The sequence below is a fragment of the Grimontia sp. SpTr1 genome (assembly GCF_947387585.1).
GTDB lineage: Bacteria > Pseudomonadota > Gammaproteobacteria > Enterobacterales > Vibrionaceae > Enterovibrio > Enterovibrio indicus.
The window spans coordinates 155,419-169,309 of record NZ_CANDOD010000002.1; the positions used below are offsets into that span (position 1 = coordinate 155,419).

At 48.6% G+C, this 13,891-nt stretch carries 10 protein-coding genes; 8 read left to right on the forward strand and 2 right to left on the reverse strand.

Translation table 11 applies throughout. The annotated features are described in order from the left end of the window. Window positions 1-28 precede the first annotated feature (28 nt). The 7 genes from QL223_RS04925 to purF all read left to right on the forward strand — a co-directional run bounded on the left by QL223_RS04925 (window position 29) and on the right by purF (window position 10,608). Window positions 29-4,231 carry a FimV/HubP family polar landmark protein gene (locus QL223_RS04925; RefSeq protein WP_281544268.1) on the forward strand — a complete coding sequence of 1,401 codons (4,203 nt, stop codon included), beginning with the start codon at window positions 29-31 and terminating at the stop codon, window positions 4,229-4,231. A 367-nt stretch (window positions 4,232-4,598) separates the two neighbouring features. Continuing rightward, window positions 4,599-5,393, forward strand: a complete 795-nt coding sequence (gene truA, locus QL223_RS04930) for a tRNA pseudouridine(38-40) synthase TruA (protein ID WP_002537793.1) — start codon at window positions 4,599-4,601, stop codon at window positions 5,391-5,393. A 239-nt stretch (window positions 5,394-5,632) separates the two neighbouring features. After that, a complete protein-coding gene (gene accD / locus QL223_RS04935; protein WP_046306163.1) occupies window positions 5,633-6,559 on the forward strand; it encodes an acetyl-CoA carboxylase, carboxyltransferase subunit beta in 927 nt (308 codons plus the stop codon). A 94-nt stretch (window positions 6,560-6,653) separates the two neighbouring features. Beyond that, window positions 6,654-7,922: a bifunctional tetrahydrofolate synthase/dihydrofolate synthase gene (gene folC / locus QL223_RS04940; RefSeq protein ID WP_046306161.1), complete on the forward strand. Its 1,269-nt coding sequence runs from the start codon at window positions 6,654-6,656 to the stop codon at window positions 7,920-7,922. Window positions 7,923-7,924: 2 nt separating this feature from the next. After that, on the forward strand, window positions 7,925-8,461 hold the full coding sequence (locus QL223_RS04945; RefSeq protein WP_281544070.1) for an SPOR domain-containing protein: 537 nt from the start codon (window positions 7,925-7,927) through the stop codon (window positions 8,459-8,461). Between the two features lie 63 nt (window positions 8,462-8,524). Continuing rightward, a complete protein-coding gene (cvpA, locus tag QL223_RS04950; RefSeq protein WP_002537786.1) occupies window positions 8,525-9,016 on the forward strand; it encodes a colicin V production protein in 492 nt (163 codons plus the stop codon). 77 nt (window positions 9,017-9,093) lie between these two features. After that, a complete protein-coding gene (gene purF / locus QL223_RS04955) occupies window positions 9,094-10,608 on the forward strand; it encodes an amidophosphoribosyltransferase (RefSeq protein ID WP_002537785.1) in 1,515 nt (504 codons plus the stop codon). A gap of 257 nt (window positions 10,609-10,865) precedes the next feature. Here purF and QL223_RS04960 read toward each other — a convergent pair whose 3' ends face one another. Beyond that, window positions 10,866-11,465, reverse strand: coding sequence for a Yip1 family protein (locus QL223_RS04960; RefSeq protein WP_002537783.1), 600 nt, complete (start codon window positions 11,463-11,465; stop codon window positions 10,866-10,868). A gap of 181 nt (window positions 11,466-11,646) precedes the next feature. Continuing rightward, a complete protein-coding gene (locus QL223_RS04965) occupies window positions 11,647-12,537 on the reverse strand; it encodes a LysR family transcriptional regulator (RefSeq protein ID WP_002537781.1) in 891 nt (296 codons plus the stop codon). A 298-nt stretch (window positions 12,538-12,835) separates the two neighbouring features. Between QL223_RS04965 and QL223_RS04970 the strand changes: the two genes are divergently transcribed. Next, window positions 12,836-13,891: a response regulator gene (locus QL223_RS04970; protein WP_002537780.1), complete on the forward strand. Its 1,056-nt coding sequence runs from the start codon at window positions 12,836-12,838 to the stop codon at window positions 13,889-13,891.

Sequence of the window (13,891 nt, forward strand, 5' to 3'; positions counted from 1 at the left end):
GAAAAGCCTTTTATTCTGCCATAGGGGAATGCGGGCAGTGTCTGACCCAGATTTTTATAACGCGATGAAGCGAACTCTTTTTTCATACTTATCAGGTGGTCGTCTCGGCAAAACGCTTGTCGTCTCGTCTTTATTGCTGAGCCTCGGTGTTCCGTTCTCTGCGCACTCTGCTATTCGTATTCTTGGCCCGGTGGAAGAATCTCCTCCGCCGAGTGCTACTGCACCTCTGGCTCAACAAAATCAGGCGCCACTATCTTCGGTGAACCGACGCCAAACGGTTGGTCCAACCCGTGATTCCGACACATTGTGGTCGATTGCATCGCGTTATCAGCCAAATAACTCCGTTACTGTTTATCAGACCATTGGTGCCATTTTCCGCCTCAATCCTGGTGCGTTTGAAGATGCCAACATTCATGGCCTCATCCCGGGTAGTCGATTGCAAATGCCAACACTCACGGAGATTCGCCGAGAGAGTACGGATGACGTCGCAAGCCGTCTGCAAATAGACCAAGCGCGCAAAGACGGCCAACGCGTTGCTAACCAGCCGTTGAGTCAGCAAGTTACAGCACCGGCTGCCACACCAAAACCTGCGCCTAAGCCAGCGCCAAAACCTGAACCTGCAATGGCAGAAACTGCGAAGCCTGAAATGGAAGCCGTTGAAACGGAAACCATGGCTGAGAACAAGCCAATGCAAGAGAAGGAGATGATGGAGCCAGAAGGCGACACATCCGGTGCACCGGCTAAGCCAAACATGTCTACCGTTCAGAATCAGATTAATGAATCTGACCTGCAAATGGGCAAGCTGGTAGAAAGTAACCACATTCTCAAAATCCGTCTGGCTGAGGTTCAAAACGAACTGGCTGTTCTCAAAGACCAAATGTCCGCGGATGAAGAACTGACAGAAGAAATTCGCGAGTTCCTCGAAATCCAGCGTCTACGTCAGGCGCAGATGGAAATGAAAGAACCTTCGTTCTTTGAATCCTTGATGGCTAGCCCGCTGATGCTGGCGACCATGGCGATTATTCCCGCACTGCTAGTGATTGGTGCTGCTGCCTTCTTCATCATGCGTCGTCGTAAAGACGAAGATGTTGATGTGGAAGAGCCGGAAGGTTTAGACGGCGAAGATCCGGAACTTGACGCTGTGATGGTGGCGGACGATGACACCGACGAACTGGTTCTGGAAGATGACGAACTCGAAGTTACCGATGATATCGATGCCGATCAGCTCTTTGGCGACGACATGGGAGATGATCTTGATGACATTAACCTGTCAGACACCCTTGAGCTTTCAGAGGAGCCCGAAGAAGGTGGCCTCGACATTGATGCAGATACTGACCTGACATCGAATCTGGATGTTGGCTTGGATGATGACTTCGATACCAGCACTGATTTAGATATCGAAGCCAACACTGACGGTGCAATCGGCCTTGAAGACATGGAGCGCGCGCTTGATGAAATGTCTTCCCAACCAGAAGAGTCCGAGCTGAGCCCTGATGAAGCACTGGCTGCAATGTGGGAGCAATCTCTGGGTGGCGGTGACGATGAAGAAGTCGATGACATTGACGCTCTGTTGAATGCAGAGCAGTCGGGTGGCAGCGAAGAAGCCACAGCGGAAGAAAAGGATTCTGAAGATGTTGAGCCCGCTCCGGAAATACAGGAAGAAGAGGCTTCAGAAGGTGATCTTGAAACCAATGAAGCCCTGTTCGATAAGGTACTTGATGATGAGCCAGAAGTGGATTTGTCTCAGGATATCGATTTGTCTGATGACGACATCGATGACCTTATCGGCGATGCCGCAGAGCCAGAACAAAGCGCAGATGACAATTCCGCCATGCTGGATGAGCTTCTCGACGAAGATGGTGACTTAGACCTTATTAGCAATGATATTGCTGGTGATGAAGATATCGCTGACCCAGATGCGCTCCTAGATGAAATGTTAGGCGATGATCTGATTGATGAAGATGGCAATACGGTTGAGGCAGAAGTAAAAGACGACATCGATGATTTGTCATTGGACACTGAGCCAGAAGCTGATCTGTCTGAGACGGATGCTTTGCTTGATGAACTGGTCAGTGAAGATGACGACATCGATCCGCTGGATGAAAGCGCACTACTTGACGAGTCTATCGATGAAGATGACCTATTGAGTGATGTACTGGGTGACTCGGAAGAGCAGGAAGACGTTGATCTTGGCGAAACCGATGTACTGCTCGACGAACTGATTGATGATGGTGACACACTTGAAGACGAAAGTGCGTTGCTGGATGAAGTCCCTGACGATGACTTGCTTGGTAATGACCTCGATGTTGACAGTGAGCTTGATATCGATAACGAGCTGGATATCGACAATGAACTCGATATTGATGGCGATCTTCTCGATGAAGCAACCAATGAAAGTCCAGTGGATGCATTGGATGATGTCCTTGAAGCCTCAGACGAACTGGATATTCCAGATCCAGTCATGGCTGAAGAGATGCCAACGGCTTCGGACGAAGAGCATGCTGAATCAGAGGAGTCTTTAGTCGGTGACGACACAGAAGCGCTTGATGAGCTGAACGCTCTCGTTGAAGAAACTCCTGATGACGTTGAGATAGAACCGGAAGCGTCTGAATCTGAGTTGGATTTACTTGACGATGTTCTTGAACAGGAAGAGCAAACAGACGAAGAAGCCCCTCAAGATGACGAGCCGTTAGCAGAAGATACGGCGATTGAAGAGCCAGAGGCCACTGCTGATGATTTAGAGCTTCTCGACAGCCTGTTGGATGAAGAAACGGCTTCTGAAGAATCTGAGCAAGCTGACGCAGAACCTGCCGATCTGGAACAGCCAGAACAAATGTCAGCGGAGTCAGAAGACATTGCTGATTCTGAAGAGGCGACAGATGCTGAAGACCTCATGGCAGATGAAACTCTGGATTTGGAGAGCGCTGAGCGAGAAACGGAAAATACTGAACCAGAGATTGAACTTGAAGCGCCTGAATCACCGGATCAAGAGCCTGAAGACCTTGCAATAGAGGAAGAGCCACAAGACGCTTTTGAAGCAGAAGCAGAAGCAGAAGCAGAAGCAGAAGCAGAAGCAGAAGCAGAAGCAGAAGCAGAAGCGCCGTTGGATTTGTCTTCTTTGCCGGAATATGACGAAGAGGCGGCGTTAGCGGACAGTGAAGGTGAGCCAGAGACAAGCAGCGATTCGCTCCCTGAAGAAGACGATACGCCGCTGGATTTAGAGAATCTGCCTGAATACACCGAAGAGGATGCTGCGCAGGAATATGATGTTGAACTGCCAGCTTCTCAGGAAACTCTGCCAGAAGACGCAGAAAGCGACCTTGAGGACATTCAAGCACTTCAAGATGAACTGAGTCAGGAAGAGCAAGAAGAAGTTCAGCAAGAAACAGAGGCAGATTCAGACGCACAAGCCTTCACGGCCACTGAGCCAAATACCCTTGCGTTCCCGAAAGTGGACCCTATTGGGCTTGACGAGTTGGGTGAGTTTGACGAAGACGATGCTCTATCAGCAGCGTTAGATGAACAGCGGGAACTTGAAGAGTTCCTGCCGCAGTCCCAAGATGAAGGCTTCACACAATCTTCAGCACCGGTTTCCCAAGCGCCATATCGCGCGGCAGAGTTGGATGATCTGGCACAGCTAGATGATGACGATCATCAGGTTGCTGGCCTCAATATGGAAGCGTTGCTTTCAGAAGAGTTGGATGATGAGCACTCAGGGCTCGGTGATTTCAGTACTGAAGAGCTCGATATTCCGGAAGAAGAAACGGATGTTTGGAGTGCTGAGCAGGCACCAGAGCCGGAGCTTGAAAGCGAAGATTGGTCTCAGCAGCCGGAAGTTTTGGGTGATGATATCAAGTCTATGGATCTGGAAGGTGACTTGGACGGTTTGCTGGACGATGTGGAAAGCGAACTGGTTGAAGAGTCGTCTCCGAGTGAGGATTACATCAGCATCGATGATCTGATGAAAGACGACGGCGCGCTTCAAGAAGATCCTGATTCGCTGAAGATGGACTTGGATGTTGGACTGGCAGATTTCCCGGATGTGCTTAGTGATATTCAACCTGCCGATGTTGATAGTAGTGGCGAAGCTGCTACCAACATGGATTTAGCGAAAGCCTACCTTGAGATGAACGACGTTGACGGTGCCATTCAGCTCCTTGAAAAGGTGATGCAAAGTGGCGATGCCAACCTCAAGGATGAAGCTAGATTGATGATAGAGAAGCTCAACTAAACAAATGAAAACTAAAATGGCGGGTTATCCCGCCATTTTTATGCCTGACACTTTGGGTATATACCCAAACAACCTGAAGATGCTCGCATTCAGAGGTCATCAATGCGTTCAATTCGAGGCAAATTTTACGAGGAATAGTCATTCTATTTCCGTGGAATTTAACGAAGAAGTGGGCGTATTGAGGGCCTCCCTTCGGGCGAGTTGACTGACGCCGTGCTCTTTGTTGTTCCTTTTTGATGGAGGTGACTACACCTACAAAGGAACGCTGCGATCACAACGCCAGTCAATCTCGCTGAATCCTGCATTTTCGGGTCGTTTGGGTATATAATGCGCCGCCTTAGATAACCAGCAATACAGAGAAAACACGATGAGAATTGCCCTGGGTGTGGAATACGACGGTGCGAAATTTTATGGTTGGCAACGCCAGCGTGAAGTACCGAGCGTTCAGGAACACCTTGAAAAAGCCCTGTCCAAAATCGCCAATCAGCCTATAGAAGTGCAGTGCGCTGGCCGCACCGATGCTGGCGTGCACGGCACAGGTCAGGTTGTTCACTTCGATGTTGAAGGCTCAAGACCGCTTCGTGCGTGGACAATGGGCGTCAATACGCATTTGCCAGATGCCATTGCAGTGCGTTGGGCCAAAGAAGTACCAGACGAGTTCCACGCTCGCTTTACCGCAACTGCCCGTCGTTATCGCTACGTTATCTACAACCACGCGTTGCGTCCGGGCATCCTGCGTCATGGTGTCAGCCACTATCATGGTGAGCTGGATGAAAAACTGATGCATGAAGCGGCACAGTATTTATTGGGCGAGAATGATTTCACTTCTTTCCGTGCTGCTCACTGTCAATCAAACAGTCCATGGCGAAATGTTCACCATATAAATGTGACTCGTCAGGGTTGTTACGTGATCATTGATATCAAGGCCAATGCATTCGTTCACCATATGGTGCGAAACATTACAGGCAGCCTGATTGCCGTTGGCCGCAAGGAGCAAAAACCTGAGTGGCTGAAATGGCTACTGGAAATCAAAGATCGCAACTTAGCGGCAGCGACAGCAAAAGCAGAAGGATTGTATCTGGTAGAGGTCGACTATCCGGCGGAATATGAATTGCCATCTTCACCGGTAGGTCCGCTGTTTCTGCCGGACGAACAACTGTAACCAGCAAAGCGTCGAGGAAAATCGCCTCTTCGTTACAAAGCAAAGTAGACAGAAGTGGGACTAACAATAGGTAGTACCAGTTTTTTGTCCAAAGTCTTAACAAGTTGTGTTTTAATTCTTCGTTGAATTCGTAGATATCAAGGCCACTTGCCCATCTCTGCACAGACCGCGCTCATGGTGAGCGAAACAGTGCATGGTAATGATGTAAGCGGCGAGTGCTCCAATACAAAAGGTCGTTCATGAGCTGGCTTGAAAAAATTCTGACAAAAAGCAATATCGGTTCTTCACGTAAGGCTTCGATTCCTGAAGGCGTCTGGACCAAGTGTTCGTCTTGCGAACAGGTGCTGTACCACGCAGAACTTGAGCGTAACCTGCATGTGTGTCCAAAGTGTGACCACCACATGCGCATGAGCGCACGCAAGCGTCTGGAAACCTTCCTTGATGAAGGTAACCGCGTAGAAATTGGTGATGAGCTGGAGCCGAAAGACCTGCTCAAATTCCGTGACTCAAAGAAATACAAAGACCGCATCTCAGCGGCGCAGAAATCAAGTGGCGAAAAAGACGCTCTGATCGTTATGAAAGGTGAGCTGCTGGGCATGCCAGTGGTTGCTGCTTCTTTTGAATTTGCCTTTATGGGTGGTTCAATGGGCGCTGTTGTCGGTGCGCGTTTCGTAAAAGCGGTGGACGCAGCCATTGAAAATAACTGTGGCTTGGTTTGTTTCTCTGCAAGTGGCGGTGCCCGTATGCAAGAAGCGCTGATGTCGCTGATGCAAATGGCGAAAACCAGTGCAGCGCTTGAGCGTTTGTCTGCAAAAGGCCTGCCTTTTGTATCTGTTCTGACTGACCCAACCTTTGGTGGCGTCACCGCAAGCTTCGCGATGTTGGGCGACGTGAACATCGGTGAGCCAAAAGCACTGATCGGTTTCGCAGGCCAGCGTGTTATCGAGCAAACCGTGCGTGAGAAACTGCCAGAAGGTTTCCAGCGCAGTGAGTTCCTGCTGGAACACGGTGCCATTGACATGATTGTCGACCGTCGTGAAATGCGTCAGCGAATCGGTGGTCTTCTAGCGAAGATGACCAATCAAGAGTCTCCATTGGTGGTATCTGTCGATAAACCATTGGAAGGCGAAGTGGTTGAAGCTGAGCCAGTGGACGATAACGAATAAGTGTCCCACAAATAAACATCAAAAGAGCGCCTTATGGCGCTCTTTGTCTTTTAACTGATATGATTGAAGCATTGGACAATAGAATAGATTACAAATGTCAGAACTCATTTCTCCGGGTGCAAATTCACCACTGTCTGCATGGTTGCAGTACCTTGAATCTCTTCATACCAGCGCGATTGACTTAGGCCTAGACCGTGTTTCTCTGGTTGCGAACAAAGGCAAGTTGACCAAACCCGCGCCAACGGTCATTACGGTAGCCGGCACCAATGGCAAAGGTTCGACTTGTGCCATTATCGAAACCATTCTTCTCAAGGCGGGTTATAAGGTTGGCGTTTACAGCTCTCCTCATTTGGTGCGTTATAACGAGCGTGTGCGCATTAACGGCAAAGAGCTGGATGATGAGAGACACTCAGAAGCTTTCGCAGCGATAGAAGCGCTGCGAGGTGATACGAGTCTTAGCTTCTTTGAGTTCGGGACGTTGGCAGCACTTTGGCTGTTCCAGGATAACCAAGTTGATGTGGTGGTACTGGAAGTCGGCTTAGGTGGCCGCTTGGACGCTACCAATGTCGTTGACCACGATGTATCGGTGATCACCAGTTTGGCAGTGGACCATGTAGATTGGTTGGGTGATGACATCGAAGTCATTGGTTTCGAGAAAGCCGGGATCTTCCGCGCGGGTAAACCTGCAGTGTGTGGTCAGCCAGAGCCACCGGCAAGCGTTGCTGCCCATGCCGATGATATCGGCGCGAATCTCCATCAGGTGGGTTACCAGTTCACCTATGAAAAGGAAGGCGATGTGTGGCATTGGCAATGTGGCGCATTTGATTTGCGCGATTTACCCGTACCTAACTTGCCGCTGCCAAATGCTGCAACGGCGCTGATGGCGTTGGGCTTGTCTGAGTTGGAAGTGACTGATGAACACATCGTTGATGGTTTGAAGTCAGTCAAACTGGCAGGCCGAATGGAACGCGTTTCTGAATCTCCATTGATTTTGATGGACGTGGCGCACAACCCACATTCTGCGGCTTACCTAGCTAAACAGATTCAAGAACTGAAAGACGCGGCTAATGGTAGCGTGCATGCAGTGGTCGCCATGCTGCATGACAAAGACATCGCCGCTACTGTCGAGGAAATGAAGCCTGTTGTGGATCACTGGTATCCCGCTTCGCTGACTGGTCCGCGCGCAGCTTCTTGGGAAGAAATTACTTCTCACCTACCTGATGGTGTTGAAGGCTTTGCATCACCAACGCTGGCTTTTGAGAAAGCAAAAACGGCGTTGGACTTTCATGGTGACATCCTCATCGTGTTCGGTTCATTCCATACTGTCGGTGAAATCGCCGACCACCTCCAAAAACAGGAGTAAACGTGGCAACCCAGTTTCAAAATCGCTTGGTCGGGACGCTCATTCTGGTTTCTCTGGGCGTGATTTTCCTCCCCGATGTATTTGATGGCGAGAAAGCACATTACGAAGAAAGTTATCAAGCTATTCCATTGCGTGAAGAAGTTGACGAGTCCATGCTGGCAGAGCCTGTTCAAGCACCGGAAGAGGTCGAAAGTTTTATGCCGCCGGAATCGCCAGTCATGGTGACCATCGACGAACCAGAGACTTCGACGGCGTCTGTTGAGGCCACCGAACCAAAAGATGGCTATGTCGATTCTGCTTGGGTGATCCGTCTCGGCACCTTCCGCAATATCGACAATGCCAAAAACCTGGTATCAACGCTCCGCAGTAAAGGCTATCCCGCTCAGTTGATGCCGCGCGATATAAAAGAGGGTGATTTAGCACGCGTCGAGGTAGGCCCTGATGTGTCTAAGGAAAAGCTTGAATCGATGACTGCAGATTTAGAGTCTTTGACTGGTTTGAAAGGTCAACTGCTTAGATTTAACCCACTCAACCCATAAGAAAACGTTTGCGTCGTCATTTTTTCTGTTAAAATGCGCGCGAATCGCTCAGATGATTAAAAGATGAATTGGATAGATTACATCATTATTGGCGTGATCAGCTTTTCTGCTCTGATTAGCTTGGTCCGCGGTTTTGTTAAAGAAGCCTTATCGCTGGTGATTTGGTTTGGTGCCTTCTTTGTTGCGAGCAATTTCTACCCGCAATTGGCAGCTTACTTTACAAATATTCATGACGAAATGATTCGAAATGGTGCGGCGATAGCGGCGCTGTTTATTGCCACCCTGATTGTTGGTGCGGTTGTTAACTACGTGATTGGACAGTTAGTACAAAAAACTGGCCTTTCAGGTACAGATCGCGTGTTAGGGATTGTTTTTGGGGGAATTCGTGGCGTATTGATAGTCGCTGCGCTGTTATTTTTCCTTGATGCTTTCACCAGCCTTGCCAGCTCTCCAGAGTGGAAACAATCACAGTTAATCCCTAAATTTGGGGTAGTGATTGAGTGGTTTTTCACTTATTTGGAGCAAAGCTCCAGCTTTCTGCCTAAGGTGATCTAAGGTTTTCCCGCGGCAAAGTTCGCGGGTAAATCCACAAGTTCCCTGGGCTCAATTTCGCGTTACAAGGAACAGCATACATGTGTGGGATTGTTGGGATCGTGGGCGAGACCCCGGTTAATCAGTCAATTTACGATGCGTTGACAGTACTTCAGCACCGTGGTCAGGATGCGGCAGGGATTGTCACCATTGACGATAACCGTTTCCGCCTGAGAAAAGCGAACGGACTGGTCAAAGATGTTTTCCAACTGAAGCACATGCAAAGACTGCAGGGAACTGTGGGAATTGGCCATGCCCGTTACCCAACGGCAGGTAGCTCCAGTGCTTCCGAAGCGCAGCCATTTTACGTGAACTCGCCTTATGGCATCACGTTGGCGCACAACGGTAACCTGACCAATGCCAACCAACTCCGCGAATCTCTGTTTGAACAAGACCGCCGTCACCTCAACACCACCTCAGATTCCGAAGTTCTCCTCAATGTTCTTGCTCACCAAATTGACAATGTAGCGTCTAAAAAACTCACCGAAGAAGATGTGTTCAAAGCGGTTCGTGAATTGCACGCACAAGTGACCGGTGGCTACGCTGTGGTAGCGATGATTATTGGCCACGGTCTGATTGCTTTCCGCGACCCACATGGTATTCGTCCACTTTGCTTGGGCAAGCGCACTGTGAATGGCCGAGAAGAGTACATGGTGGCTTCAGAGTCTGTGGCGCTGGATGCTGTCGGCTTTGATTTCGTACGCGATATTGCTCCGGGTGAAGCCGTTTACGCAACCTTTGATGGCCGACTGTTTACCCGCCAATGTGCTGACAACCCTGCGTTGTCCCCATGTATCTTCGAGTTTGTTTACTTTGCACGTCCAGACTCGTTCATCGACAAGATTTCTGTGTATGGTGCGCGCGTTAACATGGGCCAAAAGCTCGGCGCAAAAATCCGCCGCGAGTGGGATGATCTTGATATCGACGTCGTCATCCCAATCCCGGAAACCTCTTGTGACATCGCACTGGAAATCGCACAGGTGCTGGAAAAGCCTTATCGCCAGGGTTTTGTGAAGAACCGTTATGTCGGCCGTACCTTTATCATGCCGGGTCAGCAGCAACGTCGTAAATCTGTGCGCCGTAAGCTCAACGCAATCCGCTCCGAGTTTAAAGATAAATCAGTCCTGCTGGTAGATGACTCGATTGTTCGTGGTACCACGTCTGAGCAAATCATTGAAATGGCACGTGAAGCAGGCGCGAAGCGTGTTTACATGGCATCAGCTGCACCAGAGATTCGATTCCCGAACGTTTATGGTATCGACATGCCGAGTGCAAATGAGCTGATTGCACATGGCCGCGAGGTCGATGAAATTTGCCAAATCATCGGTGCTGATGGGCTAGTTTTCCAAGACCTGACCGATTTGGAAGAAGCAGTGCGCGAAGGCAACCCTGATATCAAACGATTTGAAAGCTCGGTGTTCAGTGGTGAATACGTGACCAGCGACATCAACCAGGAATATTTGGATTATCTGGAAAGTTTGCGTAATGACGAATCCAAAGCGCTTCGTGAACAGCAGCAAGAATTGGCGAATCTTGAAATTTACAACGAGAGTTAACTTATACCAATCGTAGTAAATATCTGCTCATCCTAGCTTGTTAAAATGCTCGAACACTGCGTTGAAAAATTTGATTGTAGAATAACTACTTATCGAAATTTTCCGCCTTGTTCTCGAGCATTTTTCCTGCGCTATCTCTGATCACCTACTTACTGTGATTGGTATTAAGCGTCTTTTACAGAAAAGCGTCTAATAAAAACGCGGCATTAAGCCGCGTTTTTCAATTCTTATTCCGTTCAATGATTGGACAAATCTATTTACTGAACAAACATTGGGCCGAAACCGACATTCCACATGATGACTGAGCTGGCAAGAATGGCGACCAGCAAAACCAGTCCGCAGGTGACGACCGAGCTTGCGTAAATAAAGCCCCGCTCTTCAGGAATGTGCATGATGATGGGAACGCCCGTGTACAGAAGGTACACAGAGTAGGCGATACCTGCTAAGCCAACCAGCATCACAAACCAGACCACTGGATATAGTGCTGCGAGTCCGACCATGAAAATGGGCGTGGCTGTGTAAGCGGCCAATTCCAGTGCTTGTGTGTAAGTTGGTGTTGACCCAAACGTACGGCTCATCCAAAGGGTGAGATACGCGAGTGCCATTACGCCGGTAATTAGCGCAAAGTACATGGCGCAGGCGATAATAATTGCGCTTTGTTGCGTAAGGAAAATTGGATCACCTACGCCGATCTGCCAGCCGATATGAACGCTGGAGTAATAGGCGCAGATAGGTGGAATAAGCGCCATGATCGCAGCATGCCCAAGACTGTTCACAGTGCCTTCATGGCGATCGTCGATGTTTTTCCATTCTTCTTTAGGGTGAGTATAAAGGCCGAGCAAATGTCCCAGAATCATAGGTCGCTCCTTCCTGTGCGGTAACCAGTAGTTTGTAATACGCAACAGCGATGCTTGATCGATCGCTTCGTTACATATTAATAACATTAGGTGTTGAGGGGCGACGTTAGCAAGTTTTAACCACCAAAAGTGTGGTGGTTTTTTAATCACTTATCGAATCTGGGACACTTGGTGATCAACCTCACTCTTCAGTGTTTTCTGAGTGAAAATATGAGAGTGAAAAGTCGATAAATGCACGAAGTTTTGCTGGGTGATGTGTTTTATCATGATACATCAGAAAGATATCACGAGGTTCGGTAGTCCAATTCGGCAAAATCTGGGTCAGTTCACCCTCATCTATATCTCTCTGCACCAAAACATCCGGTATCAGTGCGATACCCAATCCATCTTTTGCAGCCGCCCTTACCACACGCAGCTCAGAGGCTTCAAAGCGACCCTGTTGAGAAATACTTATGTGCTGACCTCTATCATTGGAAAGTCGCCATCTCATCAGCGGCCATCCTTTCAGCAGATGATGCTTTTCGAGATCGCCAGCGTCTGTCAAAGGCGCATTTGTCGACAGATAAGTTGAGCTAGCAACAAGAATGTCTCTCACAGTGTGTAGTTTTCGAGCGATCATCGATGAATCACGCTGTGGTCCGATTTTGATGAAAGCATGTTTGTCATCCAAGTGAGTAGGGGATGCATCACTGTAGAGTGACAAGTCAATTTTGATGTCAGGGTAAGCCACTAGGAAAGCGCTCAACATGGGTTGCAAAAGCTTCATCGCAATGTTCGAAGGCGCTGCCAGACGGAGGGTGCCGGAAGTACCCTGACAACATTCGGACAGATTTTCTGTAGCTTCTACCAGTTGTTCCAACAAAGGAGAGCAACGGTCGTAAAAACTTTGCCCGGCCTCTGTCAAAGACAGTTTTCTGGCATCACGGTGCAGCAGCTTAATCCTGATATCTTCTTCTAGTGCTTGGATTCTTCGGGTGAGTGTAGCAACAGGAATTCCCGTCTTTTTTGAAGCTAGCGTATAGCTTCCATTTTCGACGATCAGTCGGAAAAGATTGAGGTCATCTAATTTCATAGGATTTCACTGTGTTGCGATTGTCTTCAACAAAAAGCGTTATTTTGGCTATTTCAAATTAACATGGCGTGTTTTTCGTTGTCTCATATCAATAAGCAGGGCTCTAAAGGTGGTCTGAAGGTAAGGAAAGATAGAAAATATCCAAATTATTTTCTTTTCAGGATACAGAAAGTTAACCACTTTCGAGTCGTCTAATACAGGCTAGTGACAACCTCGCACTGATTTTCAAACTATCCTAGTAGTAGCAAATTGCCCATATTAGACACCAGCAAGGCAAGAGGAAACAGGAGAACATATTGTGTTGGAAGGAAAAGAAGTTCTCATTGTTGAAGATGATCCCGTGTTTAGCCGGATCATCGGTAGCTTTCTTCGCAAAGAAGGGTGCGTTGTAAGAGAAGCTGAAAACGGATTAGATGGTTTAAAAGCGCTAAGAGAAGGCATTCCTGACTTGTTACTCAGCGACCTCTCTATGCCGGTAATGACCGGGTTAGAGTTCGTCGAAGAAGTCAGCATGGAATATCCAATGTTGCCAGTGATAGTTATCTCAGGCACGGGCGGCATGTCTGATGTTGCTCAGGCGCTGCGCTTTGGCGTTAAAGATTTTCTGATCAAACCTATCGAAGACATCATGGTGGTGAAGTCCGCCATTATCTCGGTATTGGAAGACGCCGATGGTGGAGTCAGCAGTGACGCAGATTTCTCTCAGCAATGGTTTAAAGTCTCTCAAAACGGCGATCAGCCACTGACAGAAGAACTGAAGTGGCATTTGGAGGATCTCTTGGATAATCCAGGTAGCGCTAGAGACCTATTGATGGGATTGATGCCAGAACAGGACTCGCAACAGGGTGACTGGCGATTGTCTTATCACTCATTGCAGTCTGCTGATACCAACCCGGTCGTACTCGATTACACCTGGATGATGGATGGTCAGATGGCGTTCTACATGGTTGATAGCGCATCCGCTGGAGAGAACGGAACAGCGACAACCTTGATGATCCGAGCGTTCTTCAACGAATATCTCCGGTCACAAGATGCGGACGAAAGAGGCTTTGTTCATCTTGTCCATCAAATCGAACACGCCATCAAGCGCTCAACCTACGCGAGTCCAATCCGCGCTATGTTTGGTATCCTAAACGCAGCTGACAACCAACTTGATGTTTTATCTGCTGGGCTCAATGCTGTAGTGGATGGCTCAGGCAAGGCGTTGATTGTGAAGAACGAAAATCTACTAGGCATAGATGCATCGAATACTCGCTTTCAAACTATTGACCTTTCAGGAGGCAGTGTACGCGTGTCGCTCAGTGAGATCGGACTTACTAGCTTTAGCTTGGACATCCAAAGACTTAGCGCTTAA

What these genes read in the sequence shown, in the direction of transcription:
- cvpA (WP_002537786.1), top strand. Translation starts at nt 8,525, where the DNA reads ATGAATTGGATAGATTACATCATTATTGGCGTGATCAGCTTTTCTGCT.
- QL223_RS04965 (WP_002537781.1), bottom strand. Translation starts at nt 12,537, where the DNA reads ATGAAATTAGATGACCTCAATCTTTTCCGACTGATCGTCGAAAATGGA.
- accD (WP_046306163.1), top strand. Translation starts at nt 5,633, where the DNA reads ATGAGCTGGCTTGAAAAAATTCTGACAAAAAGCAATATCGGTTCTTCA.
- folC (WP_046306161.1), top strand. Translation starts at nt 6,654, where the DNA reads ATGTCAGAACTCATTTCTCCGGGTGCAAATTCACCACTGTCTGCATGG.
- QL223_RS04925 (WP_281544268.1), top strand. Translation starts at nt 29, where the DNA reads ATGCGGGCAGTGTCTGACCCAGATTTTTATAACGCGATGAAGCGAACT.
- truA (WP_002537793.1), top strand. Translation starts at nt 4,599, where the DNA reads ATGAGAATTGCCCTGGGTGTGGAATACGACGGTGCGAAATTTTATGGT.
- purF (WP_002537785.1), top strand. Translation starts at nt 9,094, where the DNA reads ATGTGTGGGATTGTTGGGATCGTGGGCGAGACCCCGGTTAATCAGTCA.
- QL223_RS04960 (WP_002537783.1), bottom strand. Translation starts at nt 11,465, where the DNA reads ATGATTCTGGGACATTTGCTCGGCCTTTATACTCACCCTAAAGAAGAA.